Raw genomic sequence first — 19,600 nt, 5'->3', positions numbered from 1 at the left:
GCCGTCAGAACTCGTCCGCTTTGGACAGTTCGTGTTCCAGCGTGTCCGCGCGGGCCACGACGGAGCTGAGGGGACGCGCGAACTCCTCCTCGATGTCGATCGACTTCAACGGCACGGTGTGCTTGATCAGGGCCACGCCGTCGACCACGGCCGCGCCGCCGATGCTGGAGTCGCCGGCCAGTTCCAGCAGGCGGCGCAGGTCGATCTTGTCGGCCCAGCCGACCGGCGAGGAGATCTCGGCCCAGGCCGCGTCGTCGAGTTCGGGCAGGAAGTGCACGGTGACCTGCTGGGTGCGGCCGCCCTCGGTGTCCAGCCGGAAACGGAGCCAGCCGTCCGTCTCCTCCAGCACCTCATATCTCAACCGGACGTAGTTGATCACTTCGGTCCAGATGGTCACCCTCGCCGCCTCTCGCCTGTCGACCCTGGCGCCAGCTTAACCAGCGCCCGGTGAGGCGCGTCACGGTGTGCGACGTGGCTGGGACGGCGGGGTTGAAACGGCGGGGTGCTGCGGCGCCCCGGGCTTCGCCGACCGCTAAGCCGAGGGGGGCGCACCTCCGGAGGACACGGCGAGCCAGAGGACGCCGTTGGGCGGCAGGTGCAGGACGCCGGACGCGGGCTGGCCGTGCCAGGGTTCGGGCTCGGCCTCGACCTGGCCGTAGTTGCCCACGCCGGAACCGCCGTAGCATTCGGCGTCGGTGTTGAGCACCTCGACCCACCGGCCGGTCGTCGGCAGCCCGACCCGGTAGCCGGGATGGGGCACGCCGGCGAAGTTCGCGACGCAGGCGATCTTGGAGCCGTCCTCGCCCACGCGCAGGAAGCTCACCACGTTCCCGTAGGCGTCGTTCGCGTCGATCCACTGGAACCCTTCGGGCCGGACGTCCGCGCTGTGGAGTGCGGGAAGGGACCGGTAGGCCGCGTTGAGGTCCGTGACCAGTTGCCGGATACCGCGGTGCAGCGGCTGGTCCAGCAGGTGCCAGTCCAGAGACCGTTCCTCCGACCACTCCCGCTCCTGGGCGAACTCGCCACCCATGAACAGCAACTGCTTGCCGGGATGGGCCCACATGTAGGCCAGCAGCGCGCGGATTCCGGCGGCCTTGTTCCAGTCGTCGCCCGGCATCCGCTGCCACAGCGACCCCTTGCCGTGCACCACCTCGTCGTGCGAGAGCGGCAGCACGAAGTTTTCGCTCCACGCGTACACCAGGGAAAAGGTCAGCTCGTTGTGGTGGAACGAGCGGTACACCGGGTCATGGGAGAGGTAGTGCAGGGTGTCGTGCATCCACCCCATGTTCCACTTGAACCCGAAGCCGAGCCCGCCGAGGTGGGTCGGGCGGGTGACGCCCGGCCACGCGGTCGATTCCTCGGCGACCATCACCACACCGGGGTGTCGCTTGTAGACGGTCGCGTTGAGTTCCTGGAGGAACCGCACGGCCTCCAGGTTTTCCCGGCCGCCGTAGGCGTTCGGCACCCACTGGCCTTCGCCCCGCGAGTAGTCCAGGTACAGCATCGACGCGACGGCGTCCACCCGCAGGCCGTCGAGGTGGTATTCCGCCAACCAGAACAGGGCGTTCGCCACCAGGAAGTTGCGGACCTCGTTGCGGCCGAAGTCGAACACGTACGTGCCCCAGTCCGGTTGCTCCCCGCGCCGCCAGTCGGGGTGCTCGTACAACGGGGTGCCGTCGAAACGCGCGAGCGCCCAGCTGTCCTTGGGAAAGTGCGCGGGCACCCAGTCGACCAGCACGCCGACGCCCCGCTGGTGCAACCGGTCCACGAAGTACCGGAAGTCGTCCGGGCCGCCGAACCGGGAGGTCGGCGCGTAGTACGACGTGACCTGGTAGCCCCACGAGCCGCCGAACGGATGCTCGGCGATCGGCAGCAGCTCGACGTGCGTGAAGCCGGTTTCCAGCACGTAGTCGGCGAGTTCGTCGGCCAGTTCGCGGTAGCCGAGGCCGGTGCGCCACGAGCCGAGGTGCACTTCGTAGATGCTCACCGGCGCGCCCGTCCAGTCCGTCTCCGACCGGCGCGCGACCCACTCCGCGTCTTCCCACTCGTAGGACGACTCGGCCACGACCGAAGCGGTCTTCGGCGGTTCCTCGGTGGCGAAGGCCAGCGGGTCCGCCTTTTCCCGCCACCCGCCGTCCGCGCCGAGAATGCGGTACTTGTAATGGGTTCCCGCTTCGATACCGGGGACGAACAGTTCCCACACCCCCGACGCGCCCAGCGACCGCATCGCGTGCGCGCGGCCGTCCCAGCCGTTGAAGTCGCCGGCCACCCGCACACCGCGCGCGGTCGGTGCCCACACCGCGAAGGAGACGCCCTGCACGACGCCGTTCGATGTGTCGTAACGGCGTACGTGTGCCCCGAGCGCCTCCCAGAGCCGCTCGTGCCGGCCCTCGCCGATCAGATGCAGGTCCATTTCGCCGACCGTCGGGAGCCAGCGGTAGGGGTCGTCGATCGTCACGACACGATCGCCGTAGTCGACTTCGAGGAGGTAGTCGCCGGGATGGCCCGGGAGCCGGCCGGCGAACAGGCTGTCCACCACGCGGGTCAGTTCGACGTCGTTGTTCTTGGCCAGCACCCGGATCGCGCGCGCACCGGGCTGGAACGCCCGGACGACGACGCCGTGCTCTCCCGCGTGCACGCCGAGGACCGAATGGGGATCGTGGTGCGAGCCGGCCAGGAGCCGGTCGATGTCGCCCGGCGGGGGCACAACAGCGAGCGCCGAGGTGTCGCCGCTGTTTTCGGCACTGTTCACGGCACTGCTTTCGGCACCGTTTTCGGCACCTTGCTCGGACGGCAGGCCGGTCACGGGCTACTCACCTCCTGAGCTGATCCGGGCGATCGACGCGAGGGGCACACCCAGCCATTCGGGCCGGTTCGCGTGTTCGTAGGCCACTTCGTAGACCGCCTTGTCCAGTTCGAAGGCGCGCAGCAGCAGGGCATGGGAGCGGGGGTCGCCGATGTCGGCGGCGGCGGCCTTGGCGTAGCCGTCGCAGAACGCCTCACGGTTGCGCCGCGACCACTCCAGCGCCCGCTCGGTGAGCAGCGGGTCCTCGGGCTGGCCGATGAGCATCTGATGGGCGGCGTAGTCGAAGGAGCGCAACATGCCCGCCACGTCACGAAGGGGGGAGCGCAGCGCGGAGCGTTCGCTCACCGGTGCCGCCGGTTCGCCCTCGAAGTCGATCAGCAGCCAGCCGGTGACGGTGCGGAGCACCTGGCCCAGGTGCAGGTCGCCGTGGATGTACTGCACGGGCACCGGCCCGTCGGCCTCGCGGATCTCTTCGAACGCCTCGTGCAGCGCGGGCGCGTATCCGGTGAGCTCGGGCACCTCCCCGGCCACGCGGTCGAGCCGGGCGTGCATGGCGCCGACCGCCCGGTCGAACTCGGCCAGGTCCGCGGTCTGGTCGCCCAGCGCGCGCCGGAGGTCGTTGTGCACGGTCGCCACCGCCTGCCCGAGGCGGTTCGACTCGCCCGCGAAGTCGCCGCCGAGGAGGTCGGGCGGCAGTTCGGGGTCGGCCATCAGGTCGCGGACGCTGGTGGTCGCCATGGCCCAGCCCTCGACCGCGTCGGTGACGAACTTCTGCAGCATGCCCAGCGTCGTCGGCTCGCCGTGCAACTCCCCGGTGATGGATCCGAGGACCGGGGCGATGTGCTCGGAGCCCACCTCCTGGAGCGCGCGGTGCAGTTTCAGGTCCGGGTTCTCGCCGGGAGCGAGCTTCCGGAACAGCTTGAGGATGTACTGCTGGCCGAAGACGAGTGAGGTGTTGCTCTGTTCCGCGGCGACCGGGCGTGCCCGGAGCCCGCCCTGGACCGGCGCCTTGGCTTCCTGCGCGAACCTGAGCGGGCCCACCTGCGCGTCTTCGGCGATCAAATCCAGCAGCCGGCCGGTGAGGTCCGCGTCGCCGGAAGCCTCGTAGCAGGGCAGGCCCTTCTCGGTGCCGATCCAGCTCGACCCGAGGTACTCCGGCAAGTGTGCCCGGCTGCCGATGAGCAGTTGGTACGGCTCACCGCGGTCGTCCTGCCGCACCTCGACGATCAGGTGCAGCAGCAGGGGATCGCCTTCCAGCAGCACCGTCGTGCTGACCGCGTCGACCGCCGTGACCGGCCGGTCCTTGCCGGCGAACCACCGCTGCGTCGGCAGCCATTCCGGAAGCTCGGCCACCAGCGCATCGATCAGTTCTGGGGCGGCGTTCACGGTCGATCACCTCGCTTTCGCGCTCTCGTCCAGCAAGTGAAACCAGTAGAAACCGTGGCCGGGAAGCGTCAGCAGGTAGGGAAGTTCCCCGATATCCGGGAACAACACGCCGCCGGTCAGTTCCATCGGCGTGCAGCCCTCGTTCGCGGACAGGTCCAGTTCGACCGGCTGCGGGAACCGCGACAGGTTGTTGACGCACAACACCACGTCCGTCAGCCCGTCCGGCCGCGTCCACTGCCGCTTGAACGCGAGCACGCTGGGGTTGGACCCGCCGAGTTCGATGAACTCGCCCTCGGCGAAGGCGTAGTGCTGCTTGCGGACCTCGATCATCCTGCGCGTCCAGCTCAGTAGCGAGGACGCGCTGTCGCGCTGCGCCTCGACGTTGATCGCCTGATAACCGTACACCGGGTCCATGATCACGGGGAGGTAGATCCGGCCCGGATCACAACGGGAGAATCCGGCGTTGCGGTCGGGGGTCCACTGCATGGGCGTGCGCACCGCGTCCCGGTCACCCAGCCAGATGTTGTCTCCCATCCCGATCTCGTCACCGTAGTACAGAACGGGCGATCCCGGCAGCGACAGCAGCAGGGCGGTGAACAGTTCGAGCTGGTTCCGGTCGTTCTCCAGCAGGGGTGCGAGCCGGCGGCGGATGCCGATGTTGGCCTTCATCCGCGGGTCTTTCGCGTACTCCGCATACATGTAGTCGCGCTCTTCGTCGCTGACCATTTCCAGCGTCAGCTCGTCGTGGTTGCGCAGGAAAATACCCCACTGGCAGTTGTGGGGGATCTTGGGTGTCTGCGCCAGGATCTCCGAGATCGGGAAGCGCGACTCGCGCCGCACGGCCATGAAGATGCGCGGCATCAGCGGGAAGTGGAACGCCATATGGCATTCGTCCCCGCCGGGCGCGGGGTCGCCGAAGTACTCCACCACGTCCGAGGGCCACTGGTTGGCCTCGGCGAGCAGGACGCGGCCGGGGTACTCGTCGTCGACCACCTTGCGGCAGCGCTTGAGGAATTCGTGTGTCCGCGGCAGGTTCTCGCAGTTGGTGCCCTCGAGTTCGAACAGATAGGGCACCGCGTCCAGGCGGAACCCGTCGATGCCCAGGTCCAGCCAGAACCGCAGAACGTCGAGCATCGCCTCCTGGACGTCCGGGTTCTCGTAGTTGAGGTCGGGCTGATGCGAGAAGAAGCGATGCCAGTAGAACTGCCCGCGCACCGGATCGTAGGTCCAGTTGGAGGTTTCGGTGTCGACGAAGATGATCCGGGCGTCGGCGTAGCGGGAGTCGTCATCGCTCCATACGTAGTAGTCGCCGTAGGGCCCGTCCGGGTCGGTGCGGGACTGCTGGAACCACGGATGCGCGTCCGAGGTGTGGTTGAGCACCAGGTCGGTGATCACCCGGATGTCCCGCTTGTGCGCCTCGTCGAGCAGGTAGACGAAATCCTCGACGGTGCCGAACTCGGGCAGCACGGCCCGGAAGTCACTGATGTCGTAGCCGCCGTCGCGCAGGGGAGAGGCGTAGAAGGGGGGCAGCCACAGGCAGTCCACGCCGAGCCATTCCAGGTAGTCCAGCCGGCTGGCGAGCCCGCGCAGGTCGCCGGTGCCGTCGCTGTTGGAGTCGGTGAAGGCCCGCACCAGCACCTCGTAGAAGACGGCGCCCTTGTACCAGACGGGATTGCTGGGCGCCTGTTCGGCGTGTTCGAAGTCGCCGGCCTGCGGCTCGACCAGGATGCCTTCCTCGGTGATCGACTCACCGGTGTGGGGCACGCCTTCCAGCCCGAGCGCCGCGTCGGGCCGGAAATCTTCGTCCATCGACTCCACCTCGTCCCACCTCGTCCGGGCACGCCCGTTGGCCTCCGCGCTCCTTGCCGGCGCGGGGTTTGCCGGAGAGAAAGTGTTGTTGTGCTAACCCGCCAATCTGGGTTGCAGGCTCACGATGTGCGCGACCGCGCGCCACGGCTCCAGCCGCACGTAGTTGGCCCGGCCCCAGTCCCAGGTTTCCCCGCTCACCTCGTCATGCGCGATCAGGCGGTCGTGCCAGGCGAAACCGAGCGACGGCAGGTCGAGCCAGAGGGTGCCCTCCTCGGCGCCGAACGGGTTCAGGGTCACCACCATCACGACGGTGTCGCCGGTGGCCGGGTCCTGCTTCGAGTAGGCCAGCAGCCCGCCGTTGTCGACGTGATGGAACCTGAGCGTGCGCATCTGCTGCAGCGCCGGATGCGCGCGGCGGATGAGGTTGAGTTTGGTCAGCCACGGTTCCAGGGAGCGACCCCGCTCGAGCGCGCCGGCGAAGTCCCGGGGCCGCAGTTCGTACTTCTCGGAGTTGAGGTACTCCTCGCCGCCTTCGCGAACCGGCTCGTGTTCGTACAGCTCGTACCCGGAATACACGCCCCAGGCCGGGGACATCGTCGCGGCGAGCGCGGCGCGCAGGGCGAACATGCCCGGCCCGCCCTTCTGCAGCGACTCGTGCAAAATGTCCGGGGTGTTGACGAACAGGTTGGGGCGGCCTTCGTCGCAGTGCCCGACCAGGTCGGCGCCGAACTCGACGAGCTCCTCCTTGGTGGTTCGCCAGGTGAAATAGGTGTAGCTCTGGGTGAAGCCGAGCCGGGCCAGGCCCCACAGCCGGGCCGGCCGCGTGAACGCCTCCGACAGGAACAGCACGTCGGGGTACTCGTCCTTCACGCTGGCGATCAGCCAGTCCCAGAAGTCCGGCGGCTTGGTGTGCGGGTTGTCCACGCGGAAGATCCGCACCCCGTGGCGGACCCAGTGCAGCACGATCCGCAGCACCTCGTTGGAGATGCCCTGCGGGTCGTTGTCGAAGTTGATCGGGTAGATGTCCTGGTACTTCTTCGGCGGGTTCTCCGCGTAGGCGATCGTCCCGTCGGGGAGCGCGGTGAAGAACTCCGGGTTCTTCACCACCCACGGGTGGTCCGGCGCGGCCTGGAGCGCCAGGTCCAGCGCCACCTCCAGGTTCAGTTCGGCGGCACGGTCCACGAACTTTTCGAAGTCCTCGATCGTGCCGAGGTCGGGGTGGATGGCGTCATGCCCGCCTTCGTCCGAGCCGATCGCCCACGGCGAACCGACATCCCCTTCCCCGGAGACCACGGAGTTGTTGCGCCCCTTGCGGTTCACCCGGCCGATCGGGTGGATCGGCGGCAGGTACACCACGTCGAACCCCATCGCCGCGATCCGGTCGAGTTCGCGGGCGGCCGTGGCGAACGTGCCGTGCGCCGGGCGGCCTTCGGCATCGACGCCTCCGGTGGAGCGCGGGAAGAACTCGTACCAGGAACCGAAGGCGGCGCGTTCGCGGTCCACCCACAGCCTGAACGGCTTGCCCTTGGTGACCAGTTCGCGCACCGGATGCTCGTGCATGATCCGCATCACTTCGGGCGACAGCGCGGGGCCGACCCGTTCGGCGAGCATCCGGTCGTGGTCCCGCAACGCCGCCGACGCGCTGAGGAGCACCTCGCGCTCGCGGCGGCGGTCGGGCCTGCGGCTGACCCGGTCGATCAGCTGCGCACCGGACTCCAGATCGTTGTGCAGTTCGGCGGCGTCCTGTCCGGCGGCCACCTTCACCTTGACGTTGTGCCGCCAGGTCGCCCACGGGTCGCTCCACGCGTCCACCCGGTAGGTCCACAGGCCCACCGAATCCGGGACGATCACCGCCGCGAACCGGTCGACTCCCGAGCCCTGCTCGCTCATCCGGGTGCGGCGGGCGACCCGGTCGTTCGGCCCGCGCCAGGTGACGGTCGCGGCGACGGCGTCGTGCCCCTCGCGCCAGACCGTCGCCGAAACCGGGACGTGCTCACCGACCACGGCCTTGGCCGGGTACTGGCCGCAGCTCACCACCGGGGTCACGTCGTCGATGCCGAGCCGCCCGGTCATTCGGCAGCGCCCCTTTCGTTCGCGGTTCTTCTGTGTGGGCGAAGCCGGCGGTGCGGAAAACGCCCCCAGCCTGACCGGGCACTTACCCGCCCGGCCGTCGGCCCAAACCTTTCGCCCGTCACTTTCTTCTTTCGGAGCGCTCCTGTCCAGAGCCGGCGGGTGGCGGTAACCGAGGATTCACCAGCCCTACCCACAACGTGTCAGTGGGGACGGGGAGCCAGGCCGTGCTAACGAGGCGCGCGCAACAGAAGCAGCGAGTGCGCGGGCATCCTGACCCGCCCGCCCGCGCCGACCGGGTCCGTGATAGTGGGGCTGCCGTCGGGAAAACTGGTGTCCAGCATGGCTTCGAAGGTCTTCCCGTACTCGGGGCCGGGCAGGGTCACTTCGACCGGTTCGGCCCCGGCGTGGAGCAGCAGCAGCCACGAGTAGTCGGAGATCAGTTCGCCCTCCTTCGTCCGGGACTGGCTGTTCGAGCCGTCGATCCACATGCCCAGGGTCCGGCGGTCCTCGTCGAACCAGTCCTTTTCGGACATTTCAGTGGCGTCGGGCCGGAACCAGACGAGATCGGGCTTGCCGCTCGGCGTGGTGCGGCCTTCGAAGAACTCGGGCTGGCGCAGCGCCGGGCTCGCGGCCCGCAGGTGCACCAGGCGCCGGGTGAACGCGAGCATCGCCTCGGGCTCGGGGCCGAGCGACCAGTCCATCCACGAGGTCTCGTCGTCGAGGCAGTAGGCGTTGTTGTTGCCGTGCTGGGTGCGCCACATCTCGTCACCCGCCGTCAGCATCGGCGTACCGGTGGACAGCAGCAGCGTCGCCAGCAGGTTCCGCGCCTGCCGTTCGCGCAGCGCCCGGACGGCCGGATCGTCCGTCGGGCCTTCCACGCCGTGGTTCCAGGACCGGTTGTCGTTGGTGCCGTCGCGGTTGTCCTCGCCGTTGTCCTCGTTGTGCTTGCGGTTGTAGGAAACCAGGTCCCGCAGGGTGAACCCGTCGTGGGCGGTGATGAAGTTGATCGACTGCCAGGGGCGGCGCAGGTTGTGGTCGTAGAGGTCCGACGAGCCGGAGACCCGGTAGGCGAGATCGGCGACGCTGACCGCACCGCGCCAGAAGTCTCGCACGGTGTCGCGGTAGCGGCCGTTCCACTCCGCCCACTGCGCGCCGAACTCGCCCACGCGATAACCCTGTCCCGTGATGTCCCAGGGCTCGGCGACGAGCTTGCACCGTGACAGCACCGGGTCGCTGGTGATCGCGGTGAGCATCGCCGAGTTACGGTCGAACGCGCCGCCTCCGGGGCGGCCGAGGGTGCTGGCGAGGTCGAACCGGAAGCCGTCCACGCCCATCTCGGTGGCCCAGTAGCGCAGCGAATCGGTGACCAGCCGGATGACGGTGGGGGACCCGGCTTCGAGCGTGTTGCCGCAGCCGGTGAGATCGACGGCGTGGCCACGGGCGGCGTGCAGGTAGTACGCGGGCGCGTCGAGCCCGCGGAAGCTCAGGGTGGGGCCTTCGAAGCCGCCCTCGCAGGTGTGGTTGAACACCACGTCGAGGATCACCTCGATGTTCACCGAGTGCAGCGCCGCGACCATCGTGCGGAACTCCTCGACCTCCCGGCCCGGCTCGCTGGCGTATCCGGCGTGCGGCGAGAAGTAGCCGAGCGGCGAGTAGCCCCAGTAGTTCCGGCGGCCGGTGCGCACGAGGTAGGGCTCATCGGTGAACCAGTGCACGGGAAGCAACTCGACGGCGGTGACACCCAGCCGCACCAGATGCTCGATGACCGCGGGATGCGCCAGGCCGAGGTAGGTGCCGCGCAGATGTTCGGGCACGAACGGATGCCGCCGCGTGAAGCCCTTGACGTGCAGCTCGTAGATCACCAGTTCCTCGAACGGCACCTCGGGTTTGGTCCCGGTGTCCGGCCCGCCGTGCGAGCCGACCACGGAAAGCGGCACACTGCCCAGCGAGTCCACTTTGGAGCGTGGCCCGTGCATCGGGTCGCCGACGTAGCCGAGCGCGGCGTCCATGTCGGTGACCGTGCCCGCGATATGCGTGGCGTAAGGGTCGACCAGCAGCTTCGCGGGGTTGCAGCGCAGGCCCTTCGCGGGCTCGTAGGGCCCGTGCACGCGGTAGCCGTAGCGCTGACCCGACGTCACGCCCGGCACGAGCCCGTGCCACACGCCGAAAGTGCGTTCGGTCAGTTCGATGCGCCGCTCCGAGCCGTCCTCGCGGATCAGGCACACCTCGACCGCCTCGGCGACGGTCGAGGTCACCGCGAACCGGACGCCACCTCCCTCCGGGTGCGCGCCCAGCGGGAACGGCCGTCCGGCGAGGATCGGCGTGTGCGCCGAGGGTCGAATCGCCATCTCTCAATAGTGTCACCGGCTCCCCGGCATCGGACAGTTTTCGATCGTTCAGCCGACTTCTACCAGCGCAAATGACGCTGGCGGGAGGGTGGCCACCGTGCCTGACGCGGTAGCGCCACCCGACTGGAGCAGCACCTGCCGGGCCTGGCCCGCCAGCGGGGCGGTGGCTTTTTCGCTGCCCAGGTTGCAGGCCAGGCGGAGGACGCCGCGGCGCAGCACGAGCCAGGAATCCTCCGCGCGGACCTCGAAGCGGTCCAGCCGGGAATCGGCCAGTTCCGGCCGCCCGCGGCGCAGGGCGATCAGCGACCGGTACAGCGCCAGCAGCTCGCGGTGCCCCGGCTCGGCCGCTTCCGCCCAGTTCAGGCGGGACCGCTCGACCGTCGCGGGGTCGAGCGGGTCCGGCACCTCGGCGTCCCCCCAGCCGTGCCGGGCGAACTCCCGCCGACGCCCGGTGCGCACGGCCTCGGCCAGCTCCGGGTCCGGAAAGGACGCGAAGAACTGCCAAGGCGTGCTCGCCGCCCACTCCTCGCCCATGAAGATCATCGGGGTGTACGGCGAGCAGAACACGATCGCCGCCCCGCAAGCCAGCAGGCCGTATCCTCTGGGGGTGTGACCCTCGGACCCCGCCTGGGGGCAAGCCCCCGGACCGCTCTGCCCTCCGGGGGTGCGACCCCCAGACCCCGCCTGGAGGCAAGCCCCCAGACCCCCTTGGGAGACCGTCGCGGACAAACGGTCGCCGGTGGCGCGGTTGCCGATCTGGTCGTGGTTGGCCAGGTACGCCAGAAAGCGGTGACCCGGGATCTTCCGGGTGTCCACCGGGCGCCCGTGCCGGCGGCCGCGGAACGACGACCAGGTTCCGGCGTGGAAGAACACCTCGCGCAGCGTGCGGGCCAGCGCGTCAGGTGCGCCGAAGTCCGCGTAGTAGCCGCTGGTCTCGCCGGACAACGCCACGTGCAGGGCGTGGTGCAGGTCGTCGGACCACTGGGCGGTCAGGCCGTAGCCGCCCGCCTCGCGTGCGGTGACCAGCTTCGGGTCGTTGAGGTCGGACTCGGCGATCAGCGTCAGCGGCCGGCGCACGGCGGCCGAGAGCGCCTCGACCTCGACGGCCAGCTCCTCCAGCAGGTGGGTCGCGCGGCGGTCGTTCAGTGCGTGCACCGCGTCCAGCCGCAACCCGTCGACGTGGAAGTCCCGCAGCCAGCCCAGCGCGTTGTCCAGGACGTACCGGCGCACCTCGTCGGAACCTTCGCCGTCGAGGTTCAGGCCCGGCCCCCAGTCGTTCCGCCCCGCGAAGTACGGTCCGAAACGGTCGAGGTAGGCACCCGAGGGTCCGAGGTGGTTGTAGACGACGTCGAGCAGGACGGCCAAGCCCCGCCGATGGCAGGCGTCGACGAACCGCTTGAACCCGTCCGGCCCGCCGTAGGGCTCGTGCACCGCGCCCCACAGCACGCCGTCGTAGCCCCACCCGGCGACGCCGTCGAAAGCGTTGACCGGCATGACCTCCACGAAGGTCACGCCCAGCTCCACCAGGTGGTCGAGCTTGCCGATCGCCGCGTCGAAGGTGCCCTCCGGCGTGAACGTGCCGATGTGCAGTTCATAGATCACCCCGCCCGGCAGCGCCCGCCCCGTCCACGACTGGTCGGTCCACGTGTAGGCGTCGTGGTCGTACACGCGTGACGGCTCGTGCACACCCGCGGGCTGCCAGAGCGACCGTGGGTCCGGGAGCGCCTTGTCGTCGTCCCCGAGGAGGAACGCGTAGTCGGTGCCGGTCGCGAGGGAATGCCACCACTGTCCGTCGCGGGTCATCTCGTGGTCGACGCCGTCGACCCGGACACGCACGCGCTCATGCCCGGGCGCCCACACGCGGAAACTCATGATTCTCCTCGCACCAGCAGCGCCACCGGGTAGGGGGAGGGGGTCTGGGGGCTTGCCCCCGGTCGGGGTCTGGGGGTTGAACCCCCGGAGGGCAGGGCGGTCTGGGGGCTTGCCCCCAGTCGGGGTCTGGGGGTTGAACCCCCGGAGGGCAGTGCGGTCTGGGGGCTTGCCCCCAGCGGGGGTCTGGGGGCTGTGTCTCCGGGTGAGTGCAGCATGGACGACAGCGAGCCGTCCGTGGCCTTGCCGGTGATGACGTCGGTCCACTCGCCGGGCGGCAGCGGCAGGACGGTGTCGCGCCAGCCGCCCGCGGCCGCCAGGCCCACCGGCAGCCGGGTGACCACGGTGATCAGGTCGTGTCGCAGGAAAGCGACGGCGTGGCGGGCAGCGGCTCCCTCTGCGTGGAGCCGCCGGTACCCCCGGAACAGCTCCGGACGGTCGCGCCGCAGCGTCAGCGCCTTGTGCACCACGAGCAGTTTCGCGGCCCCGCTGTCGTCGATGCCCGGCAGCTCACCCGCGGCGATCCGGTCGAGGATTTCCCGCCGCACGCCGTAGTCCACCGGCCGCCGGTTGTCCGGGTCGACCAGTGACAGGTCCCACAGCTCGGTGCCCTGGTACACGTCGGGCACACCGGGCGCGGTGAGCTGGATCAGCTTCTGGCCCAGCGCGTTCGACCAGCCGGGTCCCTTGACGCGCTCGACGAACTCGGCCACACCCAGTTCGTCGTCGCTCAGCACGGCGTCGGGCCAGGCGGCGACCGCGCGCTCGAAGTCCTCGTCGTGCTCGGTCCACGTGGTGCGGATCTTGGCTTCCTTGGCGGCCTTCAGGAGGTAGTCGCGCAGCCGCCCGGACGTGATCGGCCATGCCCCGACCAGGGTTTGCCAGGCGAGCAGGTTGAGCGCCGGCTCGTCGATCGGATGCCGTTCGGTCCACCGGCCGACCGCTTCGGCGAACGCGTCCGGCATCTCCGACAGCACCGCCAGCCGGGCGCGGGTGTCCTCCGACCGTTTGGTGTCGTGGGTGGTCAACGTGGTCATCGCGGACGGCCAGCCGGCCTCCCGGGCGGCGGCCATCCCGTGGAACCCCTCCACCGTGCCACCGAAGGTCTCCGGCGAGCCGCCGACCTCGTTCAGCGCGGCGAACCGGGTGTACCGGTAGAAGGTGGTGTCCTCGGTTCCCTTCGCGACCACCATGCCCGAGGTCTGCTGGATGCGGGTGGCCAGCTCGCCGCGCGGATCGGCGCGCACCCGCCGGTCGATCTCGTCCACAATGGACGCCAGATCCGGCCGCTTCACCCGCGCTCGCCCGATGGTGGCCGCCCAGTTCTCCTCGCCCTCCGGCAGGTAAGAGCGGTAGACCGGAAACGCGATCATCAGCTCGGCGACGGCTTCCACGGTCGCTTCCCGGTTGTCGACGAGCGCGGCGATGCGCCGCATCTCGGCCACCAGGATCGTGTCGGTGACCAGCCGTCGCGCGTCTTCCTCGATGGCGCGGTAGCCGGGAGCCCCGGCAAGCTCGGTGAACCGCGGCTCGCCGGTGGGGTCGACGAAGATCGCGATGATCTCACGGAGCGCGTCGTAGCCGGTCGTGCCGTCCACCGGCCAGCTGGCCGGCAGGTCCTCACCGGGATGCAGGATCTTCTCCACGACCAGCCAGGCGTGGGGCGCCGCCGCGCGCAGCGCGCGCACGTAGCCACCCGGGTCGGCGAGGCCGTCGGGATGGTCCACGCGCAGTCCGGTGACTTCGCCGGAAGCGACCCACCGCAGCACTTCGCCGTGTGTCGCCTGGAAAACCTCCGGCCGCTCGACACGCACCGCCGCCAGCGTGGTGATGTCGAAGAACCGCCGGTAGTTCAGCTCGGCGTTGCCCCGCCGCCAGTCCACCAGTTCGTAGTGCTGGCGCGCGTGCACCTCCTGCGGGGTGCCGCCTTCGGTGCCGGGCGCGATCGGGAACCGGTGGTCGTAGTAGACGAGGTCAGCACCCTCGACCTTCAGTTCGGCGATCGCCGCGTCGTCCCCGAGTACGGGCAACAGGATCCTCCCGCGGCTCCAGTCGATGTCGAAGAACTCCGCGTAGGCCGAGTCACGACCGTTGCGCAGCACGTCCCACCACCACGGGTTGGCGGAAGCCACCTCCACCGCCATGTGGTTGGGCACGATGTCCACGACGAACCCGAGACCCGCCCGCCGCAACCGCTGACCGAGCGCGCGGCGGCCCTGCTCACCGCCCAGCTCGGGCCGGGCGCGGGTGGGATCGACGACGTCGTAGCCATGGGTGGAGCCCGGCGTCGCGTCGAGCACCGGTGACGCGTAGAGCGCGCCGATTCCCAGCCGCCGCAGGTAGTCGACCTGCTCGGCGGCATCGGTGAAGGTGAACCCGGGGCACAGTTGCACGCGGTAGGTCGAGCCGGGAACCATCAGTCCTGCTTTTCGGTCCGTTTCAGCACCATCAGGGACCGGCCGGGCAGGTTGAGCTTGCCCCCGGCTTCCGCGACCGTCCCCGCGTCACCGGCGATCTCACCGCTCGCGGTGTCGATCACCACCGTCCACTTCAGACCGTATTCCGGGCCGGGCAGGATCAGCTCGATGTCCTCGTAGTGAGCGTTGAACCCCATCAGGAACGAGTCGTCGACCACCGGCATGCCGCGCTGGTCGAGGTCCGGAATGCCCTCGCCGTTGAGGAACACCACGATCGACTTGCCGAAGCCGTCGTCCCAGTTCCGCTCCTTCATCTCCTCGCCGGAGAGCGTGAACCAGGCGATGTCCCCGATCTCCTCGCCCTTGCCGATGGGCTTGCCGTCGAAGAACCGCCGCCGCCGGAACACCGGATGGGCGCGGCGGAACTCGCTCAGCCCGCGCACGAAGTCGATCAGCTCGGCGTTGTCCTCGGCCAGCGACCAGTCCACCCAGGACAGCTCGTTGTCCTGGCAGTAGGCGTTGTTGTTGCCCTGCTGCGTACGTCCCATCTCGTCGCCGTGCAGCAGCATCGGCACGCCCTGCGACAGCAGCAGCGTCGCGAGCAGGTTGCGGCGCTGCCTCGCCCGCAGCGCGAGGATCTCCTCCTCGTCGGTCGGGCCTTCGACCCCGCAGTTCCACGACCGGTTGTCGTCCGCGCCGTCGCGGCCGTCCTCGCCGTTGGCCTCGTTGTGCTTGTTGTGGTAGGAGACCAGGTCGGTCATGGTGAAACCGTCGTGCGCGGTCACGAAGTTGATCGACGCGTAGGGGCGGCGGCCGTCGTCCTGGTACAGGTCCGACGAGCCGGTGATGCGCGAGGCGAACTCACCCAGCGTCGCCGGCTCGCCACGCCAGAAATCGCGGACGGTGTCACGGAACTTGCCGTTCCATTCGGTCCACAGGGGAGGGAAGTTGCCGACCTGATAGCCGCCGGGTCCCACGTCCCACGGCTCGGCGATGAGCTTGACCCGGCTCACGGTCGGGTCCTGCTGCACCAGGTCGAAGAACGTGGACAGCCGGTCGACGTCGTAGAACTCGCGGGCCAGTGTGGCGGCCAGGTCGAAGCGGAAGCCGTCGACGTGCATCTCGGTGACCCAGTAGCGCAGCGAGTCCATGATCAGTTGCAGCGTGTGCGGGTTCCGGACGTTCAGCGAGTTTCCGGTGCCCGTGTAGTCCATGTAGTACCTGAGTTCTTCGTCGACCAGCCGGTAGTAGGACCGGTTGTCGATCCCGCGCATGGACAGCGTCGGCCCGAGGTGGTTGCCCTCGGCGGTGTGGTTGTAGACGACGTCGAGGATGACCTCGATGCCGGCCTCGTGCAGCGACCGGACCATGCCCTTGAACTCCTGCACCTGCCCGGCCTGCTCGGGCAGCGCCGCGTAGCCCTCGTGCGGGGCGAAGAACCCGATCGTGTTGTAGCCCCAGTAGTTGCGCAGCCCCTTCTGCCGCAGGCCGTGGTCGGTGATGAACTGGTGCACCGGCATCAGCTCGATCGCGGTCACGCCCAGTTTCTTGAGGTGCTCGACGACCACCGGGTGGGCGAGCCCGGCGTAGGTGCCGCGCAGGCGGGGCGGCACGTCGGGATGGCCGATGGTGAGGCCCCGGACGTGGGCTTCGTAGATGACGGTCTCGTGGTACGGGGTTCGGGGCGGGCGGTCGTCGGCCCAGTCGAAGAAGGGGTTGACCACCCGCGACAGCGGGATGTGCCCGGCCGAGTCGTCGTCGTTGCGCTCGTCCGGCGAGCCGAACCGGTAGGCGAACAGCGACGCGTCCCAGTCGACGGTGCCCGAGATCGCCTTCGCGTAGGGGTCGATCAGCAGCTTGCCGGGATTGCAGCGCAGGCCCTGCTCGGGCTCGTAGGGGCCGTGGACGCGGTAGCCGTAGCGCTGGCCGGGGCCGACGCCGAGCAGGTAGCCGTGGTGGACGAAGCCGTCGACCTCGGGCAGCCTGACGCGCTTCTCCTCCTTGCCGTCCTCGTCGATAAGGCACAGCTCGACACACTCCGCGACCTCGGAAAACAGGGCGAAGTTGGTGCCGACGCCGTCATAGGTGGCACCCAGCGGGTACGGGGTTCCAGGCCAGGGCGGCAAGAGGTCTCCTCAGCGGTTCAGCGGGCGCGCCGCGCGCAGGATGCCGACCTTGCGCCGCACGCCGGGGTCGGCGAAGAACTCGTCGACGGTGACAGGCAAGGGTATCCGCCAGTTCGGATACTCCTCGACGGTGCCCGGAAGGTTGGGTTGCCGGGCCTCGCCGATGACGTCGGCGGGGGAGGTCAGCAGCAGTCGTGACGCGGCCGAGGCGAGGAGGGTGTGCAGCGCGGCGGGCATGTCGCCGGTCGGCACGCCCTGCTTGATCAGGAGCTCGGTGAGCGCCCGCCGTTCCTGCCCGGCCGAGGCGTATTCCCGCTCGGCAGGGCCGTCGAGCAGACCGAGGTCCGCCCGCACCCGCACGTGCTCGCCGGTCAGCCAGCCGGCGACGGTCGGCAGGTCGTGGGTGGTGATGCTCGCCATGGCGTCAGGGTCCCATTCGGCCGGCGGGATGAACGGGTGGTCCGGTTCGTCGTAATCGCGCTGGAACCAGAGCACGGCGGAACTGAGGATGCCCCGCTGGTGAAGGGTCTCGGTCACCTCGGGTTCGACGGTACCCAGATCCTCGCCGACGACGACCGCGCCCGCGCGGTGCGCCTCGAGCAGGAGCACGCCGAGCATCGCTTCGGCGTCGTAGTGCACGTACGTCCCGCGAGAGGACGGTTCGCCCGGGGGGATCCACCACAGCCGCCACAGCCCGGCGATGTGGTCGATGCGGATACCGTCGGCGTGCCGCAGGACGCCGCGCAGCACGTCCCGGAACGGGGCGTAGCCCAGCTCGGCGAGCCGGTCCGGCCGCAAGGGTGGCAGTTGCCAGTCCTGACCCTGCTGGCTGAAGGCGTCGGGCGGGGCACCGACCCGCACCTGGGCGGCGAAAGCGTCCCCGAGTGCCCACGTGTCGGCGCCGCCGGCGTGCACGCCGACGGGCAGGTCGTGCACGATCCCGACCGGCATGCCGGCGTCGCGCGCGGCCTGCCTGGCGTGGTCGAGCTGTTCGGCGCACAGCCGCTGCAGCCAGGCGTGGAACGCGATCCGGTCGGCCAGCTCGGTGCGGGCCCGCTCGGTTTCGGGCGTGCCCGGGTCGCGCAGCGGCTGGGGCCAGTCGCGCCAGTCGGGCCCGTGACGTTCGGCGAGTGCGCAGAAGGTGGCGAATTCACGCAGTGCGGGGGTGGTTTCCCGCGCGGGTGGTCGCACATCCGGACGGCACAGCCACAGCAGCTCCAGCGCGGCGAGCTTGGCGTCCCACACCTTGTCGTAGTCGATCAACCCCGGGCCGGGGTCCGGCCGCAGCGCGCGCACGCGGGCCTGGGTCGCCTCGTCGGCGTCGGTGAACGCACTGGTCGAGGTGACGCGAAGGTACAGCGGGTTGGCGAAGCGGCGGCTCGACGGCGAGTACGGCGAGCGCTCGACCGGATGGGTCGGGCTGATCGCCTGCACCGGATTCACCAGGAGGACGCCCGCACCGAGTTCGGCGGCCGACCGGCGGGCCACCTCCGCGAGATCGCCGTAGTCCCCCATGCCCCACGACTCGTCCGAGCGGAGTGAGTAGAGCTGCAGCATCCAGCCCCAGGCGGGCGGCACTTCGGGGAGCCGGTCCGGGACGACGGCGAGCACGACCCGCTGGCTGTCCGTGACCACGTGGTGCCAGCCGAGTGGCAGGTCGCCGGGGATGACCCGCTCGATCTCGCGCGTGGTGCCGTCTTCGAGCTCGATCACCGCCGGAACTCCGGCGTCGTGCTCCGTTCCTTCCCGCAACACGAGGGTCGGGGGCAGCGCCTCCGGCTGTTCGCGGAGACGAGCCAACTCGCGCTCGATCGACTCCGGAGTCGATGCGTCCACGCCGAACTGGGCGAGCACCGCGATCACGACTTCGTCGTCGACCACGACTTCCCGTTGTTCGGCGTTTTCGTAGCGGGTGGCGACTCCGTAGGCGTCGGCGAGGGCGGCGAGGTCATCCACCGGTTCAGCATTACCGTCCACGGTGGCTGACGCTAGTCCCGTTCTCCGCACATGGACACGTTTCGGCTGGTCAGCGGGCTGCACAAGATGTTCTCCTGGGTATCACCGCAGGTCAGCGGCTCATGCTCATGCCGCGCGAGTCGGGCTTTCGCGTCGCGCGAGTCGGGCTTTGCGTGCGCGCGAGTTCTACGTTCGCGACGGGAATGGGGAACTCGGGTTAGGCGAACTGGGACTCATACTCGGGAGTGTGGGACTCGCACGACGGGAGTGTGGGACTCGCACGACGGGAATGGGGGACTCGCACCCAAGATGGGAAAAGCCGAGTCACCCGGCGGGGGCCGGTGTCAGTGCAGGGGGACGAGGTGGGCGAGCAGATCCCGCCAGCTGATCATGCCGACGATCCGGCCCCCGTCGAGCACCGGCAGGCAGCGCTGGTGGGCGTTGACCATCACGCCGGCGACCTCCGGCAGCCCCGCGTCGGTCGGAACGGAGGCCGTCGGGCGCATGACCTGGCGAACCAGCCTGGGCCGCAGGCCGGTGGCGGCTCCGCCGCCGAGCGCGTCGTCGTGGGCACCCGGCATGAAGCGCGCCCGGCCGAGTTCGGCCTCGGTGAGTACGCCGAGGAGTTCCCCGTGTTCGGTGAGCACGGGGATGGTGGTGTATCCGCGGTCCATCATCAGCTCCGCGGCCTCCTCGATCGTGGCGTGGCCGGTGAGCCCGACCACCGGGCTGCCCATGATGTCGCGTGCTCGCATGCCCCACGAGCCTGCCGCCGGGCCGGCACGGTGCCCAGAGCCGAAAGGCCTCTTC

11 protein-coding genes are annotated in these 19,600 nt (G+C 69.6%); all 11 read right to left on the bottom strand.

The features are described from left to right. Positions 1-4 precede the first annotated feature (4 nt). The 11 genes from VJT49_RS29330 to VJT49_RS29280 all read right to left on the bottom strand — a co-directional run bounded on the left by VJT49_RS29330 (position 5) and on the right by VJT49_RS29280 (position 19,545). Entirely contained in the window at positions 5-397 is a 393-nt protein-coding gene (locus VJT49_RS29330) for a hypothetical protein (protein WP_324168201.1), read from the bottom strand. Positions 398-532: 135 nt separating this feature from the next. Next, positions 533-2,752 (bottom strand): 1,4-alpha-glucan branching protein GlgB, encoded by a 2,220-nt coding sequence (gene glgB, locus VJT49_RS29325; RefSeq protein ID WP_414636113.1) that lies wholly within the window; start codon positions 2,750-2,752, stop codon positions 533-535. A 57-nt stretch (positions 2,753-2,809) separates the two neighbouring features. Further along, the gene (locus VJT49_RS29320; protein WP_324168200.1) at positions 2,810-4,192 is read right to left on the bottom strand and encodes a maltokinase N-terminal cap-like domain-containing protein; all 1,383 of its coding nucleotides are present in this window, start codon (positions 4,190-4,192) and stop codon (positions 2,810-2,812) included. A gap of 6 nt (positions 4,193-4,198) precedes the next feature. After that, on the bottom strand, positions 4,199-6,001 hold the full coding sequence (gene treS / locus VJT49_RS29315; protein WP_324168199.1) for a maltose alpha-D-glucosyltransferase: 1,803 nt from the start codon (positions 5,999-6,001) through the stop codon (positions 4,199-4,201). A 93-nt stretch (positions 6,002-6,094) separates the two neighbouring features. Next, positions 6,095-8,074 (bottom strand): alpha-1,4-glucan--maltose-1-phosphate maltosyltransferase, encoded by a 1,980-nt coding sequence (locus VJT49_RS29310; RefSeq protein WP_324168198.1) that lies wholly within the window; start codon positions 8,072-8,074, stop codon positions 6,095-6,097. Between the two features lie 227 nt (positions 8,075-8,301). Further along, positions 8,302-10,422, bottom strand: coding sequence for a glycogen debranching protein GlgX (gene glgX / locus VJT49_RS29305; RefSeq protein ID WP_324168197.1), 2,121 nt, complete (start codon positions 10,420-10,422; stop codon positions 8,302-8,304). A 48-nt stretch (positions 10,423-10,470) separates the two neighbouring features. Further along, positions 10,471-12,294, bottom strand: a complete 1,824-nt coding sequence (gene treZ / locus VJT49_RS29300; protein ID WP_324168196.1) for a malto-oligosyltrehalose trehalohydrolase — start codon at positions 12,292-12,294, stop codon at positions 10,471-10,473. After that, positions 12,291-14,708, bottom strand: a complete 2,418-nt coding sequence (gene treY, locus VJT49_RS29295) for a malto-oligosyltrehalose synthase (protein ID WP_324168195.1) — start codon at positions 14,706-14,708, stop codon at positions 12,291-12,293. The genes treZ and treY overlap by 4 nt, the downstream gene beginning before the upstream one ends. Beyond that, a complete protein-coding gene (gene glgX, locus VJT49_RS29290; RefSeq protein ID WP_324168194.1) occupies positions 14,708-16,834 on the bottom strand; it encodes a glycogen debranching protein GlgX in 2,127 nt (708 codons plus the stop codon). Before glgX (VJT49_RS29290) ends, treY begins: the two co-directional genes overlap by 1 nt. Positions 16,835-16,843: 9 nt before the next feature. After that, positions 16,844-18,790 (bottom strand): 4-alpha-glucanotransferase, encoded by a 1,947-nt coding sequence (malQ, locus tag VJT49_RS29285; protein WP_324168193.1) that lies wholly within the window; start codon positions 18,788-18,790, stop codon positions 16,844-16,846. A 344-nt stretch (positions 18,791-19,134) separates the two neighbouring features. Next, positions 19,135-19,545 carry an HPP family protein gene (locus VJT49_RS29280; RefSeq protein ID WP_324168192.1) on the bottom strand — a complete coding sequence of 137 codons (411 nt, stop codon included), beginning with the start codon at positions 19,543-19,545 and terminating at the stop codon, positions 19,135-19,137. Positions 19,546-19,600: the final 55 nt, after the last annotated feature.

It is taken from the genome of Amycolatopsis sp. (genome assembly GCF_035276945.1).
Lineage (GTDB): Bacteria > Actinomycetota > Actinomycetes > Mycobacteriales > Pseudonocardiaceae > Amycolatopsis_E.
This window is presented reverse-complemented; position numbering and strand designations above follow the sequence as displayed.

Coding starts and splice junctions, on each gene's coding strand:
- treS (WP_324168199.1), bottom strand. CDS start 6,001: ATGGACGAAGATTTCCGGCCCGACGCGGCGCTCGGGCTGGAAGGCGTG.
- treZ (WP_324168196.1), bottom strand. CDS start 12,294: ATGAGTTTCCGCGTGTGGGCGCCCGGGCATGAGCGCGTGCGTGTCCGG.
- VJT49_RS29310 (WP_324168198.1), bottom strand. CDS start 8,074: ATGACCGGGCGGCTCGGCATCGACGACGTGACCCCGGTGGTGAGCTGC.
- treY (WP_324168195.1), bottom strand. CDS start 14,708: ATGGTTCCCGGCTCGACCTACCGCGTGCAACTGTGCCCCGGGTTCACC.
- glgX (WP_324168197.1), bottom strand. CDS start 10,422: ATGGCGATTCGACCCTCGGCGCACACGCCGATCCTCGCCGGACGGCCG.
- VJT49_RS29280 (WP_324168192.1), bottom strand. CDS start 19,545: ATGCGAGCACGCGACATCATGGGCAGCCCGGTGGTCGGGCTCACCGGC.